Annotated in this window: 20 protein-coding genes; 9 read left to right on the top strand and 11 right to left on the bottom strand. The window is 33.7% G+C overall.

The genetic code is table 11. From position 1 onward, the window contains the following. The first annotated feature begins 43 nt into the window (after window positions 1-43). Complete coding sequence (locus Q1A60_RS16335; protein WP_299767157.1) at window positions 44-2,476, top strand: outer membrane beta-barrel protein; 2,433 nt, start codon at window positions 44-46, stop codon at window positions 2,474-2,476. 76 nt (window positions 2,477-2,552) lie between these two features. On the opposite strand, the gene Q1A60_RS16330 is transcribed toward Q1A60_RS16335, so the two are convergent. Together Q1A60_RS16330 and Q1A60_RS16325 are read right to left on the bottom strand one after the other, a co-directional pair. Then, a complete protein-coding gene (locus tag Q1A60_RS16330) occupies window positions 2,553-3,026 on the bottom strand; it encodes a hypothetical protein (RefSeq protein WP_299767158.1) in 474 nt (157 codons plus the stop codon). Window positions 3,027-3,160: 134 nt separating this feature from the next. Continuing rightward, window positions 3,161-5,590: a family 20 glycosylhydrolase gene (locus Q1A60_RS16325; protein ID WP_299767159.1), complete on the bottom strand. Its 2,430-nt coding sequence runs from the start codon at window positions 5,588-5,590 to the stop codon at window positions 3,161-3,163. Between the two features lie 168 nt (window positions 5,591-5,758). Here Q1A60_RS16325 and Q1A60_RS16320 point away from each other — a divergent pair, with 168 nt between their 5' ends. Then, window positions 5,759-6,184 carry an SRPBCC domain-containing protein gene (locus tag Q1A60_RS16320; protein ID WP_299767160.1) on the top strand — a complete coding sequence of 142 codons (426 nt, stop codon included), beginning with the start codon at window positions 5,759-5,761 and terminating at the stop codon, window positions 6,182-6,184. After that, window positions 6,174-6,497: a metalloregulator ArsR/SmtB family transcription factor gene (locus tag Q1A60_RS16315; RefSeq protein ID WP_299767161.1), complete on the top strand. Its 324-nt coding sequence runs from the start codon at window positions 6,174-6,176 to the stop codon at window positions 6,495-6,497. Before Q1A60_RS16320 ends, Q1A60_RS16315 begins: the two co-directional genes overlap by 11 nt. A 4-nt stretch (window positions 6,498-6,501) precedes the next feature. On the opposite strand, the gene Q1A60_RS16310 is transcribed toward Q1A60_RS16315, so the two are convergent. Next, the gene (locus Q1A60_RS16310; RefSeq protein WP_299767162.1) at window positions 6,502-7,032 is read right to left on the bottom strand and encodes a GNAT family N-acetyltransferase; all 531 of its coding nucleotides are present in this window, start codon (window positions 7,030-7,032) and stop codon (window positions 6,502-6,504) included. Between the two features lie 86 nt (window positions 7,033-7,118). On the opposite strand from Q1A60_RS16310, the gene Q1A60_RS16305 reads away from it, so the two are divergent. Both Q1A60_RS16305 and Q1A60_RS16300 read left to right on the top strand, forming a co-directional pair. Continuing rightward, window positions 7,119-8,378 carry a mechanosensitive ion channel domain-containing protein gene (locus Q1A60_RS16305; RefSeq protein WP_299767163.1) on the top strand — a complete coding sequence of 420 codons (1,260 nt, stop codon included), beginning with the start codon at window positions 7,119-7,121 and terminating at the stop codon, window positions 8,376-8,378. A gap of 2 nt (window positions 8,379-8,380) precedes the next feature. Further along, complete coding sequence (locus Q1A60_RS16300; RefSeq protein WP_299767164.1) at window positions 8,381-8,827, top strand: hypothetical protein; 447 nt, start codon at window positions 8,381-8,383, stop codon at window positions 8,825-8,827. A gap of 5 nt (window positions 8,828-8,832) precedes the next feature. Here Q1A60_RS16300 and Q1A60_RS16295 read toward each other — a convergent pair whose 3' ends face one another. Further along, window positions 8,833-9,414, bottom strand: coding sequence for a hypothetical protein (locus Q1A60_RS16295; protein WP_299767165.1), 582 nt, complete (start codon window positions 9,412-9,414; stop codon window positions 8,833-8,835). 112 nt (window positions 9,415-9,526) lie between these two features. Next, window positions 9,527-10,228, bottom strand: coding sequence for a hypothetical protein (locus tag Q1A60_RS16290; RefSeq protein ID WP_299767166.1), 702 nt, complete (start codon window positions 10,226-10,228; stop codon window positions 9,527-9,529). 210 nt (window positions 10,229-10,438) lie between these two features. On the opposite strand from Q1A60_RS16290, the gene Q1A60_RS16285 reads away from it, so the two are divergent. From Q1A60_RS16285 to Q1A60_RS16275, 3 genes are all read left to right on the top strand, one after another. After that, window positions 10,439-11,494: a VWA domain-containing protein gene (locus Q1A60_RS16285; protein WP_299767167.1), complete on the top strand. Its 1,056-nt coding sequence runs from the start codon at window positions 10,439-10,441 to the stop codon at window positions 11,492-11,494. Between the two features lie 111 nt (window positions 11,495-11,605). Next, window positions 11,606-12,037 carry a hypothetical protein gene (locus Q1A60_RS16280; RefSeq protein ID WP_299767168.1) on the top strand — a complete coding sequence of 144 codons (432 nt, stop codon included), beginning with the start codon at window positions 11,606-11,608 and terminating at the stop codon, window positions 12,035-12,037. 150 nt (window positions 12,038-12,187) lie between these two features. Next, entirely contained in the window at window positions 12,188-12,589 is a 402-nt protein-coding gene (locus Q1A60_RS16275; RefSeq protein ID WP_299767169.1) for a hypothetical protein, read from the top strand. 8 nt (window positions 12,590-12,597) lie between these two features. Here the strand turns inward: Q1A60_RS16275 and Q1A60_RS16270 are convergent, their stop codons facing one another. Genes Q1A60_RS16270 through Q1A60_RS16260 form a run of 3 tightly spaced genes read right to left on the bottom strand, consistent with a single transcriptional unit; the run spans window position 12,598 to window position 16,137 of the window. Then, window positions 12,598-14,154 (bottom strand): family 20 glycosylhydrolase, encoded by a 1,557-nt coding sequence (locus Q1A60_RS16270; RefSeq protein WP_299767170.1) that lies wholly within the window; start codon window positions 14,152-14,154, stop codon window positions 12,598-12,600. A gap of 18 nt (window positions 14,155-14,172) precedes the next feature. Continuing rightward, complete coding sequence (locus Q1A60_RS16265) at window positions 14,173-15,384, bottom strand: class I SAM-dependent rRNA methyltransferase (RefSeq protein WP_299767171.1); 1,212 nt, start codon at window positions 15,382-15,384, stop codon at window positions 14,173-14,175. A 48-nt stretch (window positions 15,385-15,432) separates the two neighbouring features. After that, window positions 15,433-16,137, bottom strand: a complete 705-nt coding sequence (locus Q1A60_RS16260; RefSeq protein ID WP_299767172.1) for a T9SS type A sorting domain-containing protein — start codon at window positions 16,135-16,137, stop codon at window positions 15,433-15,435. A gap of 197 nt (window positions 16,138-16,334) precedes the next feature. Between Q1A60_RS16260 and Q1A60_RS16255 the strand changes: the two genes are divergently transcribed. Further along, window positions 16,335-16,949 (top strand): M15 family metallopeptidase, encoded by a 615-nt coding sequence (locus Q1A60_RS16255; protein WP_299767173.1) that lies wholly within the window; start codon window positions 16,335-16,337, stop codon window positions 16,947-16,949. Between the two features lie 70 nt (window positions 16,950-17,019). Here Q1A60_RS16255 and Q1A60_RS16250 read toward each other — a convergent pair whose 3' ends face one another. The 3 genes from Q1A60_RS16250 to Q1A60_RS16240 form a co-directional block, all read right to left on the bottom strand. Next, window positions 17,020-19,521, bottom strand: a complete 2,502-nt coding sequence (locus tag Q1A60_RS16250) for a zinc-dependent metalloprotease (protein WP_299767174.1) — start codon at window positions 19,519-19,521, stop codon at window positions 17,020-17,022. A gap of 113 nt (window positions 19,522-19,634) precedes the next feature. After that, the gene (locus Q1A60_RS16245) at window positions 19,635-20,573 is read right to left on the bottom strand and encodes a hypothetical protein (protein ID WP_299767175.1); all 939 of its coding nucleotides are present in this window, start codon (window positions 20,571-20,573) and stop codon (window positions 19,635-19,637) included. A 19-nt stretch (window positions 20,574-20,592) separates the two neighbouring features. Then, complete coding sequence (locus tag Q1A60_RS16240; RefSeq protein ID WP_299767176.1) at window positions 20,593-21,531, bottom strand: hypothetical protein; 939 nt, start codon at window positions 21,529-21,531, stop codon at window positions 20,593-20,595. Window positions 21,532-21,633 lie beyond the last annotated feature (102 nt).

Genomic DNA, 21,633 nt, shown 5'->3' with positions numbered 1-21,633 from the left:
TATGAATTCTCTGTAGTTATTGCGGTATCAACAATCCAAGATTATGAGAATACATATCCTTTTAATAGTATTAATAATTACATATACTGGCTATAGTCAAGTAACGGGTCATGTCATAGATTCAAGCGAAAATCCAATTCCTTTCGCTAATGTAATGTTATTCACAAGCGATACCCAAGAACTTATAAAAGGGGTTATTACAAATGAAACGGGTGATTTTAAAATAGACGATATCCCAACAGGTCAATATACCTTACAGGTGAATTTATTATCCTATCAAACATGGAATTCGGAGTCGTTCGCTTTCGCGAAAGCGGACACAAAAACAATCCCAATCATTACACTATTAGAGGAAGCTACCGCTTTAGATGAAGTTGCTATCGTCGCCAAAAAGAAGCTCATCGAACGCACACAGGAAGGCAGTATTATTAATGTACAGAGTAGTATTCTTACCAAGGGAAGCTCTGCTTTACAGGTATTAGAACGCTCACCAGGTGTCATTTTAGATCAACGAAATAATAGCTTTTCACTAAATGGAAAAAGTGGAACTACGATTATGATTAATGGAAAAACACAACGAATTCCGACTTCAGACCTTATTACACTATTACAAGGAATGAGCGCCGACAATATTAAAAAGATAGAACTCCTTACCAATCCTTCTGCACGTTATGACGCCGATGGGAATGCCGGAATTATAAATATTGTGCTCGATAAAAATGAAGCATTAGGCACAAGAGGAAATGCAACCCTATCGGCTGGATATGGAGAAGGGTTTAAACAAACCACCAGTCTATCACTTAATTATGGAACCGAGAAAACTACTGTATACGGTACATATTCATTTTCTTATGACGATACCTACAGTACTTGGAATGGTCTCGGAAGGACTAATATACCTGTATTTGGAGGAGAAACTTTTATAGACTTCACCAGTGAAACATCACAACTTAATAGAAGTCATAATATCACATCTGGCTTTGAGCATCAACTTACAAAACAATCTCTTTTTGGTGTAAGTCTTTTATACAATCAATCCAACCCTGCGATTACTACAGATAACCGCGGACTCTATAACTTTCCAACAAATCCATTTCTAGATGCGCGTATTAATTTACAAGCTGATGGACAATGGAAAAATTATAATACCTCAGCCTTCTTTGAAACCAAAAATGACAAACATACCTTTGGAATCACTGCAGATTATATAAATTACAAAAATGATACACCAAACAACGTACAAAGTATCTATTTAGATGAAAATGGAACGCCCTTTCAACCTGAAGGGGAGATTTATAACAATGGAAATCGAGGCACCAATAGCACTTCTATTGATGTAGGTGTTTTAAAAGTAGATTACAGTAGACCTATCAATAATAAACTAAGCTTAGAAGGAGGCCTAAAAGGGTCATTGTCTAAAACAACAAACAATGCACGTATTGAAATTCAAGAAGGAGATACCTTCGTCACCGATCCTCGATTTATAAATATCAATGAAAATACAGAGCAAATTGGAGCTATTTATGGAATTGCAAATTATCAACTAAGCCCTACAATCAATACCCAACTTGGTCTTCGCTATGAATATTGGAATCAAGAATTTGATGATGCCAGCTTAGATAGACGTTTTGGACAATTATTTCCTTCGCTATTTATTACCAAAACAGTATCTGATACTAAAAGCTGGAATTTTGCTTATACACGTAGAATCACAAGACCTAATTATACAGACCTCGCTTCTTTCTTAAGTTATAATAGTCCTACATCGGTTTTTAGTGGAAATCCGCAGCTTTCTCCTGCCATTACAAATACGCTCACAGCTACTTATGCCTATAAGTCCTATAGTTTCTCTTTAATTGCGACACAAGAAGACAATCCATTGGCGCGTTTTCAAGTAACCGAAGATGATCGTAGTGATCTTGCTATTATAGCTCCTCAAAATTTGAAATATCAAAATAGTATAGACTTCCAATCCAATATCCCTGTCAAAATAAATAACTGGTGGCAACTGAATCTTAATGGTACGATTGGGGTACGACAATTTAAATTACTACATACGAGAGACCAGCTTACACATGACTATGTACATTACAATTTTAATGGCAGTCAGACCATACAATTTCCTTCAAAAATTTCACTAGAACTATCTGGGTGGTATACGTCAAAGCATTTTAATGGAAGTGCTACGGTGAGAGGATTTGGGTCTGTAAATGCAGGAGTAAAAAAGGAATTTAAAAATGGGAGTAGTCTACAATTGAGTGTCACCGATATCTTTAAAAGTATTGATATCAAATCACAAGTCGGTGATCTTACAACAGAAGTCTATGACAATGTCTTTGATGTACGCTTCCGGCCAGAATCTACAATTTCTAGTATTTGGCGTATTAGTTTTTCATACCCATTTGGAAATACAAAAGTAAAAGAAGGAACAAGTAGATCTAGCGCCGATACTGAGAAAGCGAGGATTCAGGAATAAGAATTTGTATAAAGTAAAAACGAGTCATTGTATCTTTTTTTTATAATATCGAGATTTATAAAAAAAAATTAGTTTTTTAATGTTTAGAATTAGGTCCACCTGCGCTTGGAAAGGCTATATGACCTTTGTTTGTGATTTTTTGAATTTTAGTATAGTATTCCTTTCCTTCTTTTTTATACATAAGAATCGCTTCTTCTTCAGTAATCTCAAAAGGAGGTTTTTTTTTCGGAGTTATATCTGGAGTAGATCCATTAGTAGTACTCGTATTCATTGGAGTTTTAAAATGAGCAACATATCGATTTGCTTCAAAAAAAACCTGTGCATTATATTCTTTAAAATACAGTGTCAAAAGTTCTACAGATGCAGGTACATCATTTATATCAATATAAAAATCCATTCCAGAACCTCCTCCTTTAACACCTGCCACCCAAGTTCGATAATAAGATGCATCTCCTATAAACTCAGGAGTACTTAATTTTTCGAAGGAAGCACATTGGGACATAGTCAAAAATAATAATACACTAATAGATAAGGCGTAAGATCTAGTCATAGTTTTAAAAAAAGATTTTAAAGCTAATTTATAAAATAATACATAAAGTATATTCAAACAAAAAATTACTTAATACTATTTTATAACTATCTAATTTTAAACATCATATATTTTAAAATAATCATTAAAATTTCTTAATCCTCAAAAGCTTGAAATTCTACTAAATGTAAACTAGGGTTAGCGCTGTTTCTCAACAGATTTAATCGTATAAAGCGTGCTTTTGTAGGAGATATATGGTCTTCAGTGCCTTCTGGAGTAGATATTTCTCTATTTGTACTTCTATCCACCACTTGTTGCCAAGAATCTCCATCTACAGAAACATCTATCGTATATTCATAAAATCGGCTGCCATCCCAATAGGTATATGTTTTAAATCTAGTAATAACATATTCGTTTTCAAGATCTATAACTGCCCAATTATTTCCATTGGTTCTTAACCCCCAGTGATCTCTGCGGGCAATCTCTCCATCATTGATTAGTGAAGATGTCCATAATTCATTTTCTCCTTGGCTTGTAATTACAGGTTTATGCGTTGTTAAACTTGTCTCTAGACCAGGTTTTACATACCCATGCCCCCAAGAAGATCCAATTTGCATATCCATATCGTCAAACAATCCTATTTGAACGGTCTTAGTATCATGAATTACAAGAGGGTCTTTGTATATAGTACTTGTTGCCTTAGGACGATTCCCATCAATAGTATATCGTAACGTGCCTTTTCGTTTTGTTGTAAATGTAAGCGTAAGAGAATCTGCAAACTTATGATGTTGCCAACTATGCGGTGGTAAGTCTGTAATCAACCCTTTTATATTCGCTTTTATAGGAGCTAAGAAATATTTCTTTTCTAAAGTATGTCCTATGGCTTTTTGGTGTTTGAAAGCCTGAAAAGAGATCACGCCCGTTTTTTGTAAAATAATTGGTGCTGTATATACAGGATCTGTCAATGTAGGTATACGACCATCTTGTGTATAATGTACTGTGATATCCTCTTGCTTTGATTGTATTTTTATAGATAAAGTATCTTCAAATTGAAAATTCTCATACCGATTGGCATCTTCCCAATCTCCTTGTGTCAATCCTTCTTCTATAAGCCTGAAAGGAAATAAAATAGCGTCTAATTGTTTATCAGACGCCTTGTTTCTTAAGACATACGACGTATAATCTGTTTTGTCTGAATTCCATAACCGTTCACTCATTGCTGCAAGACGTTTACGTAAGCTTATCAGTTCTTTATATTGTCCTTGCTCCCAAGCACACATGGAACCACCAGCAATCATTTGAGATTGTTTTACTAAATGTCCAGATAATGAGTCTGGAGTTTGATGTGTTTTCCATTGTCTTGGGGACCAATTATAAATAGTTTCAGGAGACCATTTACGATTATTAACGACATATAATGGTTTCCAAGAAGCATTAATAATAGTATATTGATCATCCAGTAGCATTTGAGGTGTATAATCTGACATATCCCAAGCCATAATCACAAAATCTTTAGGGATGTTAACCGAACTCTGCCCATTAAACCCAGACCATATCATAGGCTGTTTTCCGACCTTTTTCACTTGTTCCCCTACTCGTACGATAAAATGATGGTACAAGTCATTAAGAGAGGCTAATTTGTATTCTTTCATATAAGCTTGTACCTGAGGATCTGTATCAAACCCTCCTGTGTGGACTTCATCACCGCCTATATGTATATAAGGACTTTCAGGAAATGCTTCTGCGACTTCTTCTAATAAAACCTGAATACCCTCATATACTTGCTCACTTCCCATGTTTAAGGTATAGTAGTTTGCATTAGTATTTTCGATAGCCCAGCGTTTTGCATCCGCACGGATAAAAGCACTTGAATGACCTGGCATATCAATCTCTGGTATTAAAGTAATTCCATACGCTTTCGCGAAAGCGTTTAATTCCTTAAAATCATTTTTAGAATAGTGTTGCTCACTCATTAAGTTAGGAAATGCCTCACTCGGAAATGTAAATAGGCTATCATCTGTTAAGTGTACATGGACATACTTCAGTTTATAAAATCCAGCAAGAGCTATTAATTGTTTTAAGTTTGCCACCGAATGCCAATTACGAGATAAATCAATCATCAATGATCGATACTCATAATCAGGTTGATCTTTAATAATCCCAATTGGAACAGTACCTTCCTCAGTAATAAGTTGAGATAAGGTCATAATACCATGACGTACCGCACGATCACTTCCTCCTAAAATATGGATAGCATCTTCTGAAGATGCAAGCACATATGCGTCTTCTTCTAAAGAGGTCGTTATTTCTAATTGCAATCTATCTGAGGTTAAGTTTTCTTTAGTAACTAGAGAATGTGGTGCGAATATGACTTGATCTAATAAAAACTGAAATGCACCAAAGTCATTTTCTGTTGTCCCTAAATTTTCTGGAAGTGTTGTTATATCTATAAAATCATTGACCAATAAGACCTCTTGTGGAGCAGGAACTATGGTATGTTGATAGATTGTCGAGGCATGATCAGATAAACAACTTGTCAATGTAACAAATAGACAGAAAACAGATACTCTATAAATGATGTTCATATATACTACAAATTACTTCTATTCCCCTATTCTAAAGAAAAACATAGATGTTAGTATGCGAAGCTACTAAATAAAGGAATTAAAACAAGCAACCAAAAAGTTGCATATAAAAATAATTTTTATAATTTAGCAACTAATTAGTTGCATTAATCAAAAAATCAATACAAAATGAAAGACATTATTTCAAAAGAACAGTTATTTAATCATTCCATTCAGAAAGTATGGGATGCTATCACCAATCAAGAACAAATCTCAACGTGGTTTATTCCTGCTACTTTCAAAGCAGAAAAAGGGTTTCAATATACCTTTAATGCCTCAGGAGATGAATGCTCTCCCATACATGGAGAAGTACTTGAAGCTACACCTTACACACTTATATACTCATGGATTGTGACTGAAAATCCTGTGGAAACTATTGTAAAGTGGGTCTTAGAAGAAGTTGAAGGAGGTACTAAGTTATATTTAGAACATTCAGGTATTTCAAACTATAATGATGAAACCGCTGTTGAGATGTTTCAAAGTTTTAATGGTGGTTGGGATCAGTGTTTAACGGGGCTTATGGGGTATCTAAAAAACCTAGTACATGCAGGATAATATCACTAAAATATTAAAAGCGATTGCAGACCCTACAAGGCGTGAAGTATTTCACGCCTTGGTGATTGCAGCAACTGCCATGCCTATTACGCAAGTTTCTGCTCAGTTTAATATGACGAGACAAGGCGTTACAAAACATCTTAAAACACTAGAAGATGCAGGTTTAATATCTATAGCTACTTCCGGCAGAGAACGTTTTTGTAAAGCAGAAACAAAACCGCTTCAAGAAGTCAAAGATTGGTTAGCGTTCTACGAGCAATTCTGGGATACGAAATTAAATCAGTTAGGCGATTTTTTAGATCAAAAAGAATAAGTACTCATTTATTTTTAAGTGCGTAAACACAATTTTTAGGAACGTCTATATCTTTCTTATCAGTAAGTGAAAATTCAAACTTTTCTAATAATTGTTTAGAAGAAGTATTATTCTCATGGGTATATGCTTCTATAGTATGTAACTCTAATGTATCAAAACCAAAACGTACTATAGCTTGTAATGCTTCACTCATATAGCCTTTTCCTTGATAATCTGGGTGTAAATCATAGCCAACTTCAGCTGTTTTTCGATCTTCAGAAAAATGCCAAAGTGATATCGCGCCTATATACTGATCTGGGTTTTCTTTTAATGTAAGTACCCAATAGATACTCAGTCCTACTTCCCTATCTCTCAAACGATCGTTAATAAAAAGATCTATTTGTTGTAATGATTTGGGCGGCACACGTTGTATATATTCATTTACTTTAGGATCTGTACGCATAAAGAAAATCGTCTCCCGATCTTCTATTTTAGGTGCTCGAAGATGTAAACGAGAGGTTTCTATAGGGGCAAATTCTGAAAAGTTTATAGACATATATCTAATGATTTGTTAGTTCTAGGCGTTCTTATTCTTTATCAACCTATAATAATACTATTTTTGTGCAAATAGTTATTCATTGTATGAAACAAATAAGCCATTGGCTCTATAATTTTTTAATTGATAAAGGACTCTCTGTCTCTGTGGCAACTTATGTCAATGTCATTGTTTTATGTATACTTTTAGTTGCTGTCTTATTAATTGTAGATATGCTTTCGCGAAAAATATTACGTAAAGTATCTAGCGGGATCGCTACAGCTTCAAAAACAAAACTCGATGATTTACTTATAGAAAATAGAGTTCCTAGACGTGTTGGACATTTACTACCACTCCTTATTGCCTATTGGACGGTACCACATATTTTTCAAGACTTTAAAGATTTAGAGCTTTTTGCCATTAAATTTTTACAATTACTAGGAATTGTATTGGTATTACGTATTGCACGTGCTTTCTTAAACTCATTAAAGAGTTATTTTAAAACCAAACCAAGACTTAAAGACAAACCTATAGATAGTTACATTCAGGTATTTATGATTTTTGCTTGGTTTGCAGGCGTATTCCTAGCATTAGCTGTTGTCTCTGATATTGACTTATGGAAGTTCTTAGCTGGTTTAGGAACCATTTCGGCGGTTATTATCTTAGTGTTTAGAGATACCATTCTAGGTTTTGTAGCTAGTATTCAAGTGGCCACCAATGATATTGTACGTATTGGTGATTGGATCACATTTGATAAATATGGTGCTGACGGAGATGTTATAGAAATAAACTTAGCCACCGTAAAAGTTCAAAACTTTGACAAAACCATTACAACTATACCTACCTATGCATTAATCTCAGATAGTTTTAAAAATTGGCGCGGGATGAATGATTCTGATGGAAGGCGTATCAAAAGAGCTTTATATATTAAACAAGAGAGTATAAAATTCTTAGCAAATGAGGATATAGAAAAACTAAAACAAATTCATCTAATAACAACATATCTCACCGATCGTCAAGAGAAAATAGAAGCTTCTAATACAACCTTAGGTATTTCAAGAGAACTTCAAGTAAATGGTCGTAATCTTACTAATATTGGTGTTTTTAGAAAATATATGGAAACCTATATCTCTCAGCATTCTGCTGTTAATAAAGATATGATGATCATGGCGCGTCAATTAGCGCCTACATCGCAGGGAATTCCTCTGGAAATTTATTGTTTTAGTAGTGACAAACGATGGCAAAACTATGAATACATAATGGCTGATATCTTTGATCACTTTCTAGCTTCTATCTCTTATTTTGATTTAGAATTGTTTGAGTTACCAAGTGCAGGTGTCTATGTCGCTGGAAAAAAACTTCATTAAATATGAATTTTACAAAAGTTCTATATCCAATTATTGGCATAATTCTTATAGCTATTATTATACAAGTTACTTACAAAGGTTCTAACGAATCTACTGATGAAGTATATTATGCAGAGGTTAATCTAAAACTTCAGGGAATAATTCTAAGACAAAGACCTTTGGACTATATGCATGGTTATAGTATTATTGATATTAAGATCATAAGTTCTAACCTGAATGATTATGATGAAAGAGAGAATTTAAGAGCTCATTTAGGAGTCATTAATACCGATAAAGCAAGTCTTGTATTTAATGGAGTCGTTAAAGAAGAGGATTCTATATCAATTAGTGGTAAAAAGTATACCATTTTCAGAAACGGAAATATTGTTATAAAAAATGAGCTAAGTTTACCGACTATAGATTATTTCTCAAATCCTTTTATAGAAATAAATAAAAAAATAAATCTTTAAAAAAGTTACTCGCAAGCTACAGTGAGTGTAATACCATTTAATGTTTTCCAAATAGAATGATCAAATGTTTTTGGTGAAAATGTAAAAAGTACAGTATACTTATTTGTTTCTTCACAAAAACCTGATACTGCCTTTATATGTAGCGTTTGTATGTCTTTTGTAAAAAAGGCATCAAAGATCTTTGCTTTTCCTATATATGATCCTTCATTACTGTTTTCTGGTACAAAAACAACGTTTGCATTAGGAATATCAGTAAGACCGTTGCCTTTACCTACCAAAGCCATTAGTCCGTTAAAATAAGCTTCAATATCCTTTTCTAAACGAGTTGCTGTTACACTTGGGTCTTCGTCCAGATACCATAAGAATGTATAAGTCCAAAACTCCTCACTATCTGGTGTTCCCCACCCTTTTGCAAAACGTACTTCTTCTATTCCTTTATAATCTAAGGATGGTGCAAATGCGATAGGAAATGTTAATTGCTCACTTCGCCAAGGTTCATCTATTTTTAGAAGTAATTCTTCTTCTTGTGTAAAAGCAGATTGTGCAATAAACACATATAAAAACAGAAATAGTATCGTTGATTTCATAGATAATAAATGAGGTATGGTTGGTTACGCTTTAACGCTACGCTCTCCCTTTGGTCGTGAATCTCACAAGTTCGATTTCGCGAAAGCGTATAAAGAATAAGTAAAGTTATGATTAGTCTTTTACGATAATAACTGTGGCTTTAACGCCTGTTGCAAGATTCCAAACATTGGAAGAGATCACTTGTCTATTATCATCATACATTACAAACTGAGCGGTATTAGGTCCTGAAGTTCCTTGATTTAATGCTGTGATATCTATTTTATTAAATCCCGTTTTAAGGTCTATATAAAACCCTTGAAATTCACCAGCGAGATGAATATTAGGATGTATAATCGTATCATTTACAGCGACACTTACTCTATCTCCATCTACATACTCATGGTCTCTGTATAAGAAACGAACAAATTTAGAACCACTTTTAAAATCGCCAAAATGCTGATCGTTATAATATTCTGGTTTTAAACCTGCATCTTTTGTGTAATTATTCTTGTTATTAAGCTTATTTTCTAGTGCGGTATAATCTTTTTTTGCAAACTCTTCCCCTTCCATAAAACGAACCTCTCGTTTTTTGGTGCCGCTTTCTGGTTGCCCTAATTTCACTTTACTTTTTACAGAGAGTGTTTCTGACGAAATGCTTGATGAAGCATTTTCTGGAGAGACTAAAATTGGCTTTGGAGCTTCATTATTCTGTTTGCCTTCAATCTTAATAGATTTACGAGGTGCATCTAATTGAGCATATCCTATACTCACACAAAATAAGGTTAGTATGAATAGGATTTTTTTAAAAATAGATGTCTTAGATGTAGTTTTCAAAATAGCTATTTGATTAGTAAAGATAGTAAATGCGTATTAATAATAGGTGATCCTTAACATATCCATTAACAAGTTTTGTACCAAAATCATGCTGAAATGAACTTTAATTTTTTACTTAGGTCGTAAAATTATGTATCTCTTAACATAATGTATTTAAAATAAAAAAGGAACGGCAAGCGTTATGCTAGCATCAATCAAATCGAATCATTTATGAAAATCACCTTTTTTTATTTTTTAGCTCTCCTACTATGTATCACTACCGCATGCAGCACGCGTGATGACGATGGAAACTCAAATAGTGGCATAGAATGTCTTAATCTAGGCGCTCAAGAATTAACACTTACTATCGAAGATTCTTTTACGACACTTCCTTCTAAAGTATCTGTGTTTTTTAGAGTGACAGATCTAGATGGTAATGGCGTACCAGGACTTAATCCATCTGACTTTAGAATTTTTGAACAAGGACGTAATGATACTTGTTTTAATGAAATTTCAAGTTCAGAATCTTCTGCAGAGATTTCTCCTAATTCACAGATTTTTATAAATAATACCATCTTAGTCCTTGATTTAAGTAATAGTGTTTTGAGTTCTAGTTTACAAGAATTAAAAGATGCTTCAATTAGTTTTATTACAAATGTAGTACCGTCTATTCCTACAGATTCTTTTCAAATGGGTATTTATTGGTTTGATGGAGAAGATGTATTACACGAGTTACAAGCACCTACATCGAGTGCTACTGTATTACAAGATGCTATAAATAGTATTACTCCAGAAATTAGTAATGATCCTTCTACAGATCTATATGGCGCTGTTATAAAATCGACGCAAGTCGCAGAAGACCTCATTACAAATGCAGAAGCACAAGATATTTTTGGAGCGGCATCTATTGTCATCTTTACAGATGGTACAGACCAAGCTGCTCGTTTTACAGAACAGGAAGCATTAACCGCAGTTGCTAATGCAGATGAGAATATTTCTTTCTTTACGATTGGTCTCGGTAATGAAATAGACGAAAATACACTTACACAAATAGGAACTGCAGGAAGCGTTTTTGCAACAGATAGTTCTGAACTAGAAACTGTGTTTAATCAAGTTTCAAATAATGTAGCCAATCAAGCAAATAGTTTTTACTTATTTGAATATTGTAGCCCAAAACGAGATGGTAGCGGAATGAATAACTTAGTCATTCAAGCAATTTCAAACACAAGAACTGGTGTTGTAGAAGCCTCTTTTGATGCTACAGGCTTTAGTAGTGGGTGTCAATAAATTACTAGTAATTTGTGTAATTCATCGATTTTTTTGTGTATTTTGTCTCTTAAACTATAAAAAAGGGTATTTTTAATATTCCCTAATCAATATCTGCTGTAGATTTATACTATGCTAGTTTCTGAATCAAAATTAAAATACGAATTAGAAGATGTTTATATCCTCTCTACGGGTGTATTCTATTTCTTCGAAGATTTCATTATCTCTGAGATAAATGAAGGCGTTCATTTTAATTGGGAAGCAGCTCAAGATATCATAGAATTAGCCTTAAATCATTACGGAAGTGGTTCTAAAATATCATACATTTCTAACAGAATACACTCCTACTCTATTGAGGCGCAAGACTGGTTAAAATTTTTTAAACAAAGACATACACTTAGAGCTTTTGCGGTAGTTACCTATTCAAAAAGTGGATTGATTAATGTCATGATGGAAAAAATATTTTTCAAATCAAGAATCAAGACATTCGAAAATTTATATGAAGCAGCTGAATGGGTAACCACTCATAAACCTACAATAAGAGATAAATCTTTAGTCAGCTAAGCAGTTTTCTATTTAAAAAGAAAATAACTTTACAACAAAACGATACTCATACTTTGTATTTTAACTATACAACTAGGTTATTAATCTAGCGTAGTTACTTCCTGTCTAATCAGAACATATATAAAAGAATAAGTATTGTATTTTTCATATATGAAAACATTTGACTACAAAGCTTTACCCCACTTTGAAGAGACCTATATTTTACAATGTGGCACATTTTACTTTTATAAAGACTTTATTATATCACAGATAAATGAAGGAGAGTATATTACTTGGGAAAGCGCTCAAGAACTTATTGAAATTGCTATCAGCCATTATGGTAAAAAAATAAACCTTTCTCTTATATCTAATAGATATAATGATTACGATATAAAATATGAAGATTGGGAAAAGTTCTACAAAGAAGGTTTTCAATTAAAAGCATTAGCCATTGTAGCATATACAAAAAATGGTTTAATGGATTTTATGATCGAAAAGAAAAAATTTCGTCATAAGATTCGCAATTTTTATAAACTAGAGAAGGCAATAGAATGGATTACATCTATGGAATAAGCATTAGATTATTCTTCTAAAAGTGGAGATGGATAATAATCTACTTCTTTAATTTTTAAACGATTTACATGCTTTTTAAGTCGTTCTATATAAGAATCCCAACCTATATTATCTTCTTTTGACCAACCTAATTCTGCATGACCTATAAGTCTAGGAAATGCTAAATATTCGATGGCATTCATATCTCTTACGGTTTCTGTCCATAAAGGAGATTCTATGCCTATAATTTGTGAAGAAGGGACGTCTTTCAATAGTGTACGAGGGTTCCAAATATAAGCACTATCAATAGGAGTTACTCCTGCCCACGTGAGACCTATCTTTGTCTCTTTTGTATATTTCATATCAAGATATGTTTTAGGAGCTGGAGATAATACCACAGAAGCACCTTGTTTTGCTCCTAGCGTTGCGATCTCACTATTTGTCCAATGCTGTACAATAGCTTCATCAGAAATACCTGCGCTTTGAATATCTTCCCATCCCATTACATTCTTACCATATTTTTTAACAATCGCTTGTGCTTTGGTCAAAAACAGATTATACTCTTTTTTTGGTGTAACATGAGACTCATCACCTCCTAAATGAATATAATCACCATCGGTAAGTGCTGCCAACTCTCTAATGACATCATCAAGAAATGTATAGGTCACTTCACTATCCACACAAAGTGTGCTGAATCCTACTTTCATTCCAGTATATAATGCTCGTGCTTTCCCATCACAATTTAATTCTGGATAGGAAGCTAATGCTGCATTGGTATGTCCTGGCATATCAATCTCAGGAATAATTGTAATATGATGCAGTTTTGCATATGCGACAATATCTCTATACTGTGCTTGTGTATAAAACCCTCCTTGATCACCTCCTACTGCACTGGTGCCTCCTATTTCTGTAAGTTTTGGCCATGATTTTATTTCGATACGCCATCCTTGATCATCTGTAAGATGTAAATGTAATTTGTTGATTTTATAGCTAGCAATTAAATCTATATATCGTTTTACATCTTGTACAGAAAAGAAATGTCGTGCTACATCCAGCATTGCGCCTCTATACTCATACGTAGGCGCATCTTGTATTTCTACTCCAGGAACTGCCCATACTACAGCTGGTGTTACAGTAGCAGCAGCTATTGCATCGGGTAGTAATTGATATAAAGTTTGAATTCCCATATGCAAACCAGCCATTGTTTTTGCTCTAATAATGATACGATCTTTAGATGCCTTAAGTAGATATCCTTCATCATTAGAAATTTCAATTGCATTCGGGTCTAATACAAAGTGAATGCTATTTTTTGCTAGCTTGCTTTCGTTCTTAGATGGTAATATCCATCCGCTTGCTTTTTCAAAACGTTGCAAAAATCTTTGTGCTATTGCTTGACTTTCTAAACGAGTTCCTGCATAAACCGTTGTATTTTCATCAATGAGAAACCCTTGATCAGAAGTAGCAATTTCATTAGGGTATGGTATCAGTGAACGTTCTTCTGCCGATAGAAACACTTCTGGCTTTTCAGGAGTACAACTGACACAAACGTATAATAGAGCGGCAATAATATAGATATATGTTCTCATAGGTGAAAAATACTAAATTTATGAATCTAAATGATAATACCCACATTTAAGGTAGGCTCCCTCTGGAAATCCAATGGGGTGGTCACTATCGTGAAATGTTTTTTCTATTACTTTAAAAGCGTCTTTATGTTTTAAAATGCCTTGTTCAGAAATATCAAAAAACTGCTGAGCTGTAATTCGTGAAGAACAAGATGCAAGTACTAATATTCCGTTTTTTGCAACCAACTGTGTTCCTAACATAGCCAGTCTACTATAACTATGCTTAGCACTTTCAATCTCTTTGGCACTTTTAGCAAAACTAGGAGGATCAATCACTACAATATCAAACCTTTGCTGTGTGTCTATAAGTTCTTGTAAACCTACAAACGCATCGATAGCCATGATACTGTGTTTTCCTGTATTGGGATTTAATTTTCCATTCTCTAGCGCGACTTGCAATGCTTGTGCACTGATATCTAAACTTATGACTTCAGTAGCACCGCCAGCAAGCGCATGTACAGAAAATCCGCCCGCATAACTAAAAACATCAAGCACTTTTTTCCCTTTAGATAACTCACCTACACGTTTTCTATTATGTCTATGATCTAAGAAATAACCCGTTTTATGACCATGAATTACATTGGCAGAAAAGCGTATCCCATGTTCCTTAAAATAGATAACTTCTGAAGGTAATATCCCATGAATGACTTGTCCATCTTTAAATCCATGTGAATTAGATTTCTGTAAATTACGACTCAATCGGATAACAACAGTACGTACTTTAGATATAGAGACTAGCTCCGGTAAGATCATTTCTAGGTATGGAAACCATATTCCTGTATACAACTTAACCACTAACACATCCTTATAAACATCGGCAATTAAGCCTGGGAATCCATCATTTTCTCCAAAAATAAAACGATAACTATCGGTATCTGTTGCTAGCAACTCGGCTCTTTTAGAAAAAGCAGTATCGATTTTTTGTTTAAAAAAAGAGGTGTCAGGAGTTGCGGGAGCAGCACTAAGTACTTTGATTCTTATGGGAGAATCTGGATCATATAAACCTATTGCAAACACTTTGTCTTTACGCTGATCAAAAAGAATCGCTATATCTCCTGCTTTTCCTTCTTTATTCTGTTTAGCAATACTATCTTCAAAAATCCACGGATGTCCTTGTTTCACTAGCTTTTCAGCTTTTGGTTTTAGTTTAATAGCTAGACGCTGTGTTTTTATATGTGGAAATTGGATCATTAAAATATGCTATTAAAAATTATAAATTAAAACTAAGGACTATATTAGTTACTTTTTTATAAACTTATGCATATAATCATTCCCATTTTTAAATGTAATTTTAACAAAATAAACTCCCCTCTTTAAAAAAGATACGTCCATTGAATAATTTTGGTATATATTATTAGTTTCAAAGACATTTGTACCTAATAATGAAAAAACATTAATACTCTGGATAGGTAATTCTTTAGAATTAATGTGTAGTACGTTCTCTGTTGGAGTCGGATAAATTTTGATGTTTCGTTTTACAAACTCATCTAAAGAAAGAGAATAATTTCCATGTACTGCAACGTTCCCTTCAGGAGTTGTGATAATCAATATTTTATCTCCATTTGATTCGTCTATTATTTCATAATCAAACTCTCTATCAAAACCAAATAGTATTGTGCCAAGATATTGATCCTCAAGTTCACAATCAGATTCACAATCACCTAAAGTTACGCCGCCTTCGTTAACTATAAAACTGTCTTCATTAAATACAGTAGGTGGAGCAAATTCAGCATAATAATTAAATCCATTAACAGTTGCATACACATCAAATCCAGTTGAAGGATCATTAAATACAATAGTTGCAGAAGAAACAGTAGAAACGGTAGTCTCCCCATCAATAACCATATAATGTAATATCCATTCATTAGCAAATAAGTCTTCTTCTTGAGATAATCCAACTAAAGGAAAAAGTAATATTGATATAAATAAAATATGTTTTTTCATAATATTCTTTAAATGAATACATTGTACTTATAATACATTGTAAATAAAGATATAAATCATTTAGAAACTGTACTAATTTCTTTTGTTTTAATAGGTTAAAAACTTAATCTTTAACTTTATGCTACTTATTATTTTATAGATATACGCTTTCGCGAAAGCGTATACAACCTCATCATCATTTTTTGTATTTTAACGGTATGAAAATACATCATTTTTTTATAGCCTTTTTATTGTTTTCTATGACAATAACAGCACAAGAATCTCCTCTAGTAAATATCGAAACCTATGGCGGAACCTATGCCTATGATGTCAAGTATGCTACAGACGATAATTTTTTAAAAACAACCGTATATGATTGTGTGCAGTGCTTGCTTTTACCTGAAGTAGCCGAAGCCATCGCAGCAGCCAATCATGATTTTTGCGAACTTGGCTATAAAATTCAATTCTTTGATTGTTATAGACCTCTTTCTGTTCAAAAGAAAATGTGGGCTATCTATCCTAATCCTTCCTATGTAGGAAACCCGTATAAGAGCGGTTCTATACATAACAGAGGAGCTGCAATTGATATGACCATTGTAAAGTTAGATGGAACGCCTTTAGATATGGGTAGTGATTATGATCATTTTGGAAAAGAAGCGCATATAGATCACCCAAATCATACAGATACCGTAAAAGCAAACCGTAAAATCTTATGGGAAGTCATGAAAAAGAATGGGTTTTCTGTGATTAGAACAGAGTGGTGGCACTTCAATTATGATGCGAAAAATTATGGACTCAAAGTACTGGACATTGATTTTGATTGTTCTGAATAGTATTATATCTCTATAAAAAAGCCCTCAAATAAGAATTATTTGAGGGCTTTTTTATGCTCTAGATTATTGGTTATTTAGGATCTAATAAAGCATCTATTCTTGCAATTACATCTTGGTAATGGTATTTTGTAATTCTATTAATGTTTCCATTTTTAGCGTTTCTTAGCGTAGCACGTAATGTAGTAAGTTCTCCACGTATTAACGATTTAATATCTGACGTATTTGTGTTATACACAAATGTACTTTCAAAACCTGGTCTCCCGCGTCTTCTTCTAGGTCCTTCATCTGTCATTAAAAATTGCATTCTATCTACATACGATTTCTGTAAATTACGTCTATAAATATCTACACTTTGACCTCTTGATGCTTCAGACCACAGTCCTTTGCGTAATTGAGAAAGCATATCATAGGCACTATAATACTCGTCATTAAGTGTTTCTGCATCTATTAATCGTCCTATTCTATCAAAACTTAAAAGTCCGTTTAAATAACGTGATTGCACGTTACGCATACGTTCAAAATAACCTGCATGATCTATGTTTTGTAATATAGAAGCATCTGCTAGCCAATCTTGAGTTTTAAATAGGTTTGCTTGAAGCCACTTCATGGATTCCTGCTGTGCATTTTTATCTAAATGTGTGTACACAACGCCTGCTTGGTCAGGATTCTTAAGATTTTCATATACGCCTCCTATATTAGTTACGACATGTCCAACATATCTACTATACACTCCTAATAACTCTCCGTATAATTCTTCTAAATCTTGATAGTTATTGGTTTGATCTGACGTCCAGGCTGGTAAGTTTTGAGCTACATATTGTAGGTTTTTAATCCCGTATGTACTTGCTTTGATAGGATCGTCTCCAATTCCTTCTGTTTGTGATTGCGGATCAAAACGACTAGATTGACGTCCAAATTTATAGATAGGATCATTTGCTTTTTCTAAGATCCATTTATTTAATGTAGGTACCTCTCCTTCTGTTGTTGCATTTGGTAACCATCTATAGCCCCAATTGACAGCATAATGATCATAAGGTCCCATTTGACGTACAAAACGAATATTTTGATCCCCTGGTTGTGCTATATAGTTATATCTCGCATAATCCATAAGACTTGCTGCAATTCCATTTTTTTGTGTAAAAGCACCATCTCTATACGACTCTACATCATACGCATAACTAGCTGCCATATTATGTGGAAACCCTAACGCATGCCCTACTTCATGAGCAATCACCATACGCATCATCTCCCCTATTTCTTCATCTGGAGTATTTAATGTACGAGCACTTGGGTTTGCAGCACCTGTTTCTAATAAATAACGGTTTCTATAGCTACGTAAATGGTTATGATACCAGATAATATCACTTTCTATAATCTCTCCACTACGAGGATCAGAAACGCTTGGTCCTACAGCATTACGTGTTGTACTTGCCACATAACGAACAACAGAATAACGTATATCTTCTGGGCTAAATTCAGGGTCTTCTTCTGGGGTTGGCGCATCCTTTGCTATAATTGCATTTTTGAATCCTGCCGTTTCAAAAGGTTTTTGCCAGTCTTCTATACCTTGTTTAATATACTTCTGTAAATTTTCAGGAGTACCTGGATCTAAATAATATACAATTGGTTTTACGGGTTCTACTAGCTCGCCTCTTGCATATGCTTCTGGATCTTTAGGTTCTAATCGCCATCTGGATATATAGGTTTTTTCATCTGCTTTTAAGGCATCACTTCCATAATCAAACTGACTCACTGTAAAAAAACCAACCCTTGGATCTGAAATTCTAGGTTGCATAGGTTCTTCTGGCAAAAGAATCATAGATTGATTCATTTGAAGACTGATAGACTCTGTACTACGAGCAGTAGGCGGCTCTGAAGCGTCATACGTAAAGTCTTGTTTTACTTCTATATTTAGTGGGTAACTTTTTACGCTGTTTATAAAACTACGAGACGCATCTAATCGCTTTACTTTATATTGTTTACGCAAAAATGAAGGCAATCCGCTAATGGCTTTTACGTCTGTAGAAAACAGTTTTGTAACATCAACGACTACAGCCGTAGAGTCTTTATTAAATGCCTTGATATCAAAAGCATATAAAGTAGGTTCGTAATTATTTACACGTACAGAATTACTAATCGCTTTTGTACTATCGGCAATGTTTCTAAACGATTTTACTTTGAGTAATATCTTATCTTGAAAACGTTGCCAGTGAACTACTTGTTCATTGGTTTTTGTTCCCGCATTAAAAAAGCCTCCTCCTAAACCAGAAGGGATTTGAGCAATACGACTTACCCATAACATGTCTTTTTCTAATACTGAAAAAGGGATTTCATAGAGATATGATTTTTTAACGCGATGTACTTGAAAAAGACCACTATCCGTTACAGCATCTTTAGTAACTACATCTTTATAATCTTTGATAGCATCTTTATCTTTCTTTTCCTTTTTGCTATCTGATTTTTCTACTTTTTCAGGAATTCCTTTCTTTTTCTTTTTATTTCTTTTTTGAGCTTGTATAGTACTCGTAAAACAGAATATACATAGCAAACTAAGCGCTAAAATTCTTCTCATAGGATGGGTTGTTGATGTGGTGATATTTAGTCATAGCAAAATAAGAATAACAAAATACTTAACAATAACTTACATCAACATTAACATTTTAATAAGAGAAGTCTCTTTAAAAGTTATTGTTTAGAGAAACGAAATCGAACAGTTTCTGGAGTAGTCAGATCACCTGATCCTCCCCAGCCTTCATATCCGAATACTAAGTCTAATTCGAAAACAGTGTCATCGGTAAGGTCAACGAGTCCAAAATTTTCATCATCAGGACCTGACAGGGAATGAAAAGCAGAATTTCGACAAAAAAGGTTTATAGATTGATAAATCTTAGGATATGCATTATTTCCTGCAATAGTAAACTCAAGGCCTTCACCTATAAGCCCCGTTAATCTAACATTAGGTGTAGATCCTGCAGAAATAGTTACCACTCCTTCATTATTTGAAAACAAAGTAGATTCTCCTCCTACAATTTGATAATCATAAACACCTGTAAACAAATCGTCGTCTATCGTATCAATAACATTAATTACATAACGATATGGCGACTTAAAAAAGCAGGCATCTGTAAGAATAGAAGCACTTCCATTTTCAGTACTAAATGTCCGACCATCTGTAAGATGTATTTCTGCACGTAATTCAAATTGATCTCCCGCTTGAATTGTTTCAGAATTCAGAGCAAATGCTTGTATAGCTTCTTCATAGGTTACTTCTATAGTTCCAACGGGTAATCCATTAACTCCTGTTTGAAAATCAGAACTAGGAATATCTCTTAACACAATTTCAGAACTACTATCATTTCCATTGGTTGGAGTTCTATCTAAATACTGAAGATACAATCTTACAAAATCAAAGATTCCACCTTCTTCAAGGTCTTGTTCTTCTAAAACTACTGTAAAAGTACTTTGGAGATCTGTACGTTCAAAATTTGGTGAAACTCTATCTATATTTCGCAATATAGCGCCTCGTTCTATCTCTTCTACAACTACATCTATTGCTTTATCATCTTCACTACAAGAAAATGCAAGAAAAATAAGTAACAGATAGGTAAATTGGTATAGTTTCATATGATAAATAGTCTTATAATTATTGTTTTGAAAAACGAATTTTAGATGGCATATTTTCAAAATCGCAAAACGCATCAAACCCTCCAAAAGCCTCAAGAATATGTAATTCAAAAACAGTATCGTCATTTGGGTCTGCTGTGGTGACAATCATATCTGGACCAATAAGAACTCTATCAGACCTATCCATTGTACATCCAAAAGGTAATTTCTGATATCTAGTTGCGATTATAGCATCACATACAACACTAAATTCAATTTCGAAATTAAGAAAATCAAACACTCTAAAGTTAGTAGAATGTTCTCTATTTCTTATATCTACCAATCCTTCATCTCCAAAAGTAGGTCCGAAAAATCCATCTTGAATACTCGTATATTCATAAATCCCTGTAAATAAGTCTTCATTTATAGGTTCTACAATATTAATTAAATACGTAAATGGTGACATAAAAAACCCATCCGTATTCACAACAGTGCCCGAAGAATTTGTCACATTAAACGTTAAACCATCTGACAGATTAAGGTCCATATCTATACGAAATTGATCTTTACAATTTGTTTGATTTATGGTTAATCCCGTTGCGTCTAAAAGTTCTGTGAAATTATATTCCAGCGTTATCGCTGGTAATGAAAAATCACTAGATGTAAAATCATCTCGTGTAAGTGTCTCTAATAATATTCTTTGAGTTGATACCGAATTACCCGTAGGCGTATTATCTATGAATGATACAAAAACATCAACCGTGCTTAATAATCCTCCTTCTTGAATATCTTGTTCTTGTAGATTTACACTAAAAATACTTTCTGGATTATCGACTTCAAATTCTCCATTATTAAATTGTAATGTTCTGAGAACAGCACCTCTATCAACTTCCTCAAGAACCGTTTCTATTGCTTTTTCTTCATCATTACAAGAAATACATAAGAAGATACTGAGGATAATAAATGTAATTTTTTTCATAGGATATATTTAGTTGATTCATTAATTGTTTCACTGGACTCTTTTGAGAATATATAGATTCTCTCTAAAACCTTTTGTATATGCTTTATACGCTTTCGCGAA

Origin of the sequence: uncultured Dokdonia sp., from assembly GCF_947492535.1 — a bacterium.
Taxonomy (GTDB): Bacteria; Bacteroidota; Bacteroidia; order Flavobacteriales; family Flavobacteriaceae; genus Dokdonia.
The sequence above is the reverse complement of the archived record's forward strand: the minus strand, read 5'-3'. Positions and strand labels throughout refer to the sequence as shown.

Coding starts and splice junctions, on each gene's coding strand:
- Q1A60_RS16325 (WP_299767159.1), bottom strand. CDS start 5,590: ATGAACATCATTTATAGAGTATCTGTTTTCTGTCTATTTGTTACATTG.
- Q1A60_RS16270 (WP_299767170.1), bottom strand. CDS start 14,154: ATGAGAACATATATCTATATTATTGCCGCTCTATTATACGTTTGTGTC.
- Q1A60_RS16240 (WP_299767176.1), bottom strand. CDS start 21,531: ATGAAAAAAATTACATTTATTATCCTCAGTATCTTCTTATGTATTTCT.
- Q1A60_RS16250 (WP_299767174.1), bottom strand. CDS start 19,521: ATGAGAAGAATTTTAGCGCTTAGTTTGCTATGTATATTCTGTTTTACG.
- Q1A60_RS16260 (WP_299767172.1), bottom strand. CDS start 16,137: ATGAAAAAACATATTTTATTTATATCAATATTACTTTTTCCTTTAGTT.
- Q1A60_RS16310 (WP_299767162.1), bottom strand. CDS start 7,032: ATGTCTATAAACTTTTCAGAATTTGCCCCTATAGAAACCTCTCGTTTA.
- Q1A60_RS16300 (WP_299767164.1), top strand. CDS start 8,381: ATGAATTTTACAAAAGTTCTATATCCAATTATTGGCATAATTCTTATA.
- Q1A60_RS16255 (WP_299767173.1), top strand. CDS start 16,335: ATGAAAATACATCATTTTTTTATAGCCTTTTTATTGTTTTCTATGACA.
- Q1A60_RS16320 (WP_299767160.1), top strand. CDS start 5,759: ATGAAAGACATTATTTCAAAAGAACAGTTATTTAATCATTCCATTCAG.
- Q1A60_RS16265 (WP_299767171.1), bottom strand. CDS start 15,384: ATGATCCAATTTCCACATATAAAAACACAGCGTCTAGCTATTAAACTA.
- Q1A60_RS16280 (WP_299767168.1), top strand. CDS start 11,606: ATGCTAGTTTCTGAATCAAAATTAAAATACGAATTAGAAGATGTTTAT.
- Q1A60_RS16245 (WP_299767175.1), bottom strand. CDS start 20,573: ATGAAACTATACCAATTTACCTATCTGTTACTTATTTTTCTTGCATTT.
- Q1A60_RS16305 (WP_299767163.1), top strand. CDS start 7,119: ATGAAACAAATAAGCCATTGGCTCTATAATTTTTTAATTGATAAAGGA.
- Q1A60_RS16330 (WP_299767158.1), bottom strand. CDS start 3,026: ATGACTAGATCTTACGCCTTATCTATTAGTGTATTATTATTTTTGACT.
- Q1A60_RS16335 (WP_299767157.1), top strand. CDS start 44: ATGAGAATACATATCCTTTTAATAGTATTAATAATTACATATACTGGC.
- Q1A60_RS16285 (WP_299767167.1), top strand. CDS start 10,439: ATGAAAATCACCTTTTTTTATTTTTTAGCTCTCCTACTATGTATCACT.
- Q1A60_RS16275 (WP_299767169.1), top strand. CDS start 12,188: ATGAAAACATTTGACTACAAAGCTTTACCCCACTTTGAAGAGACCTAT.
- Q1A60_RS16315 (WP_299767161.1), top strand. CDS start 6,174: ATGCAGGATAATATCACTAAAATATTAAAAGCGATTGCAGACCCTACA.
- Q1A60_RS16295 (WP_299767165.1), bottom strand. CDS start 9,414: ATGAAATCAACGATACTATTTCTGTTTTTATATGTGTTTATTGCACAA.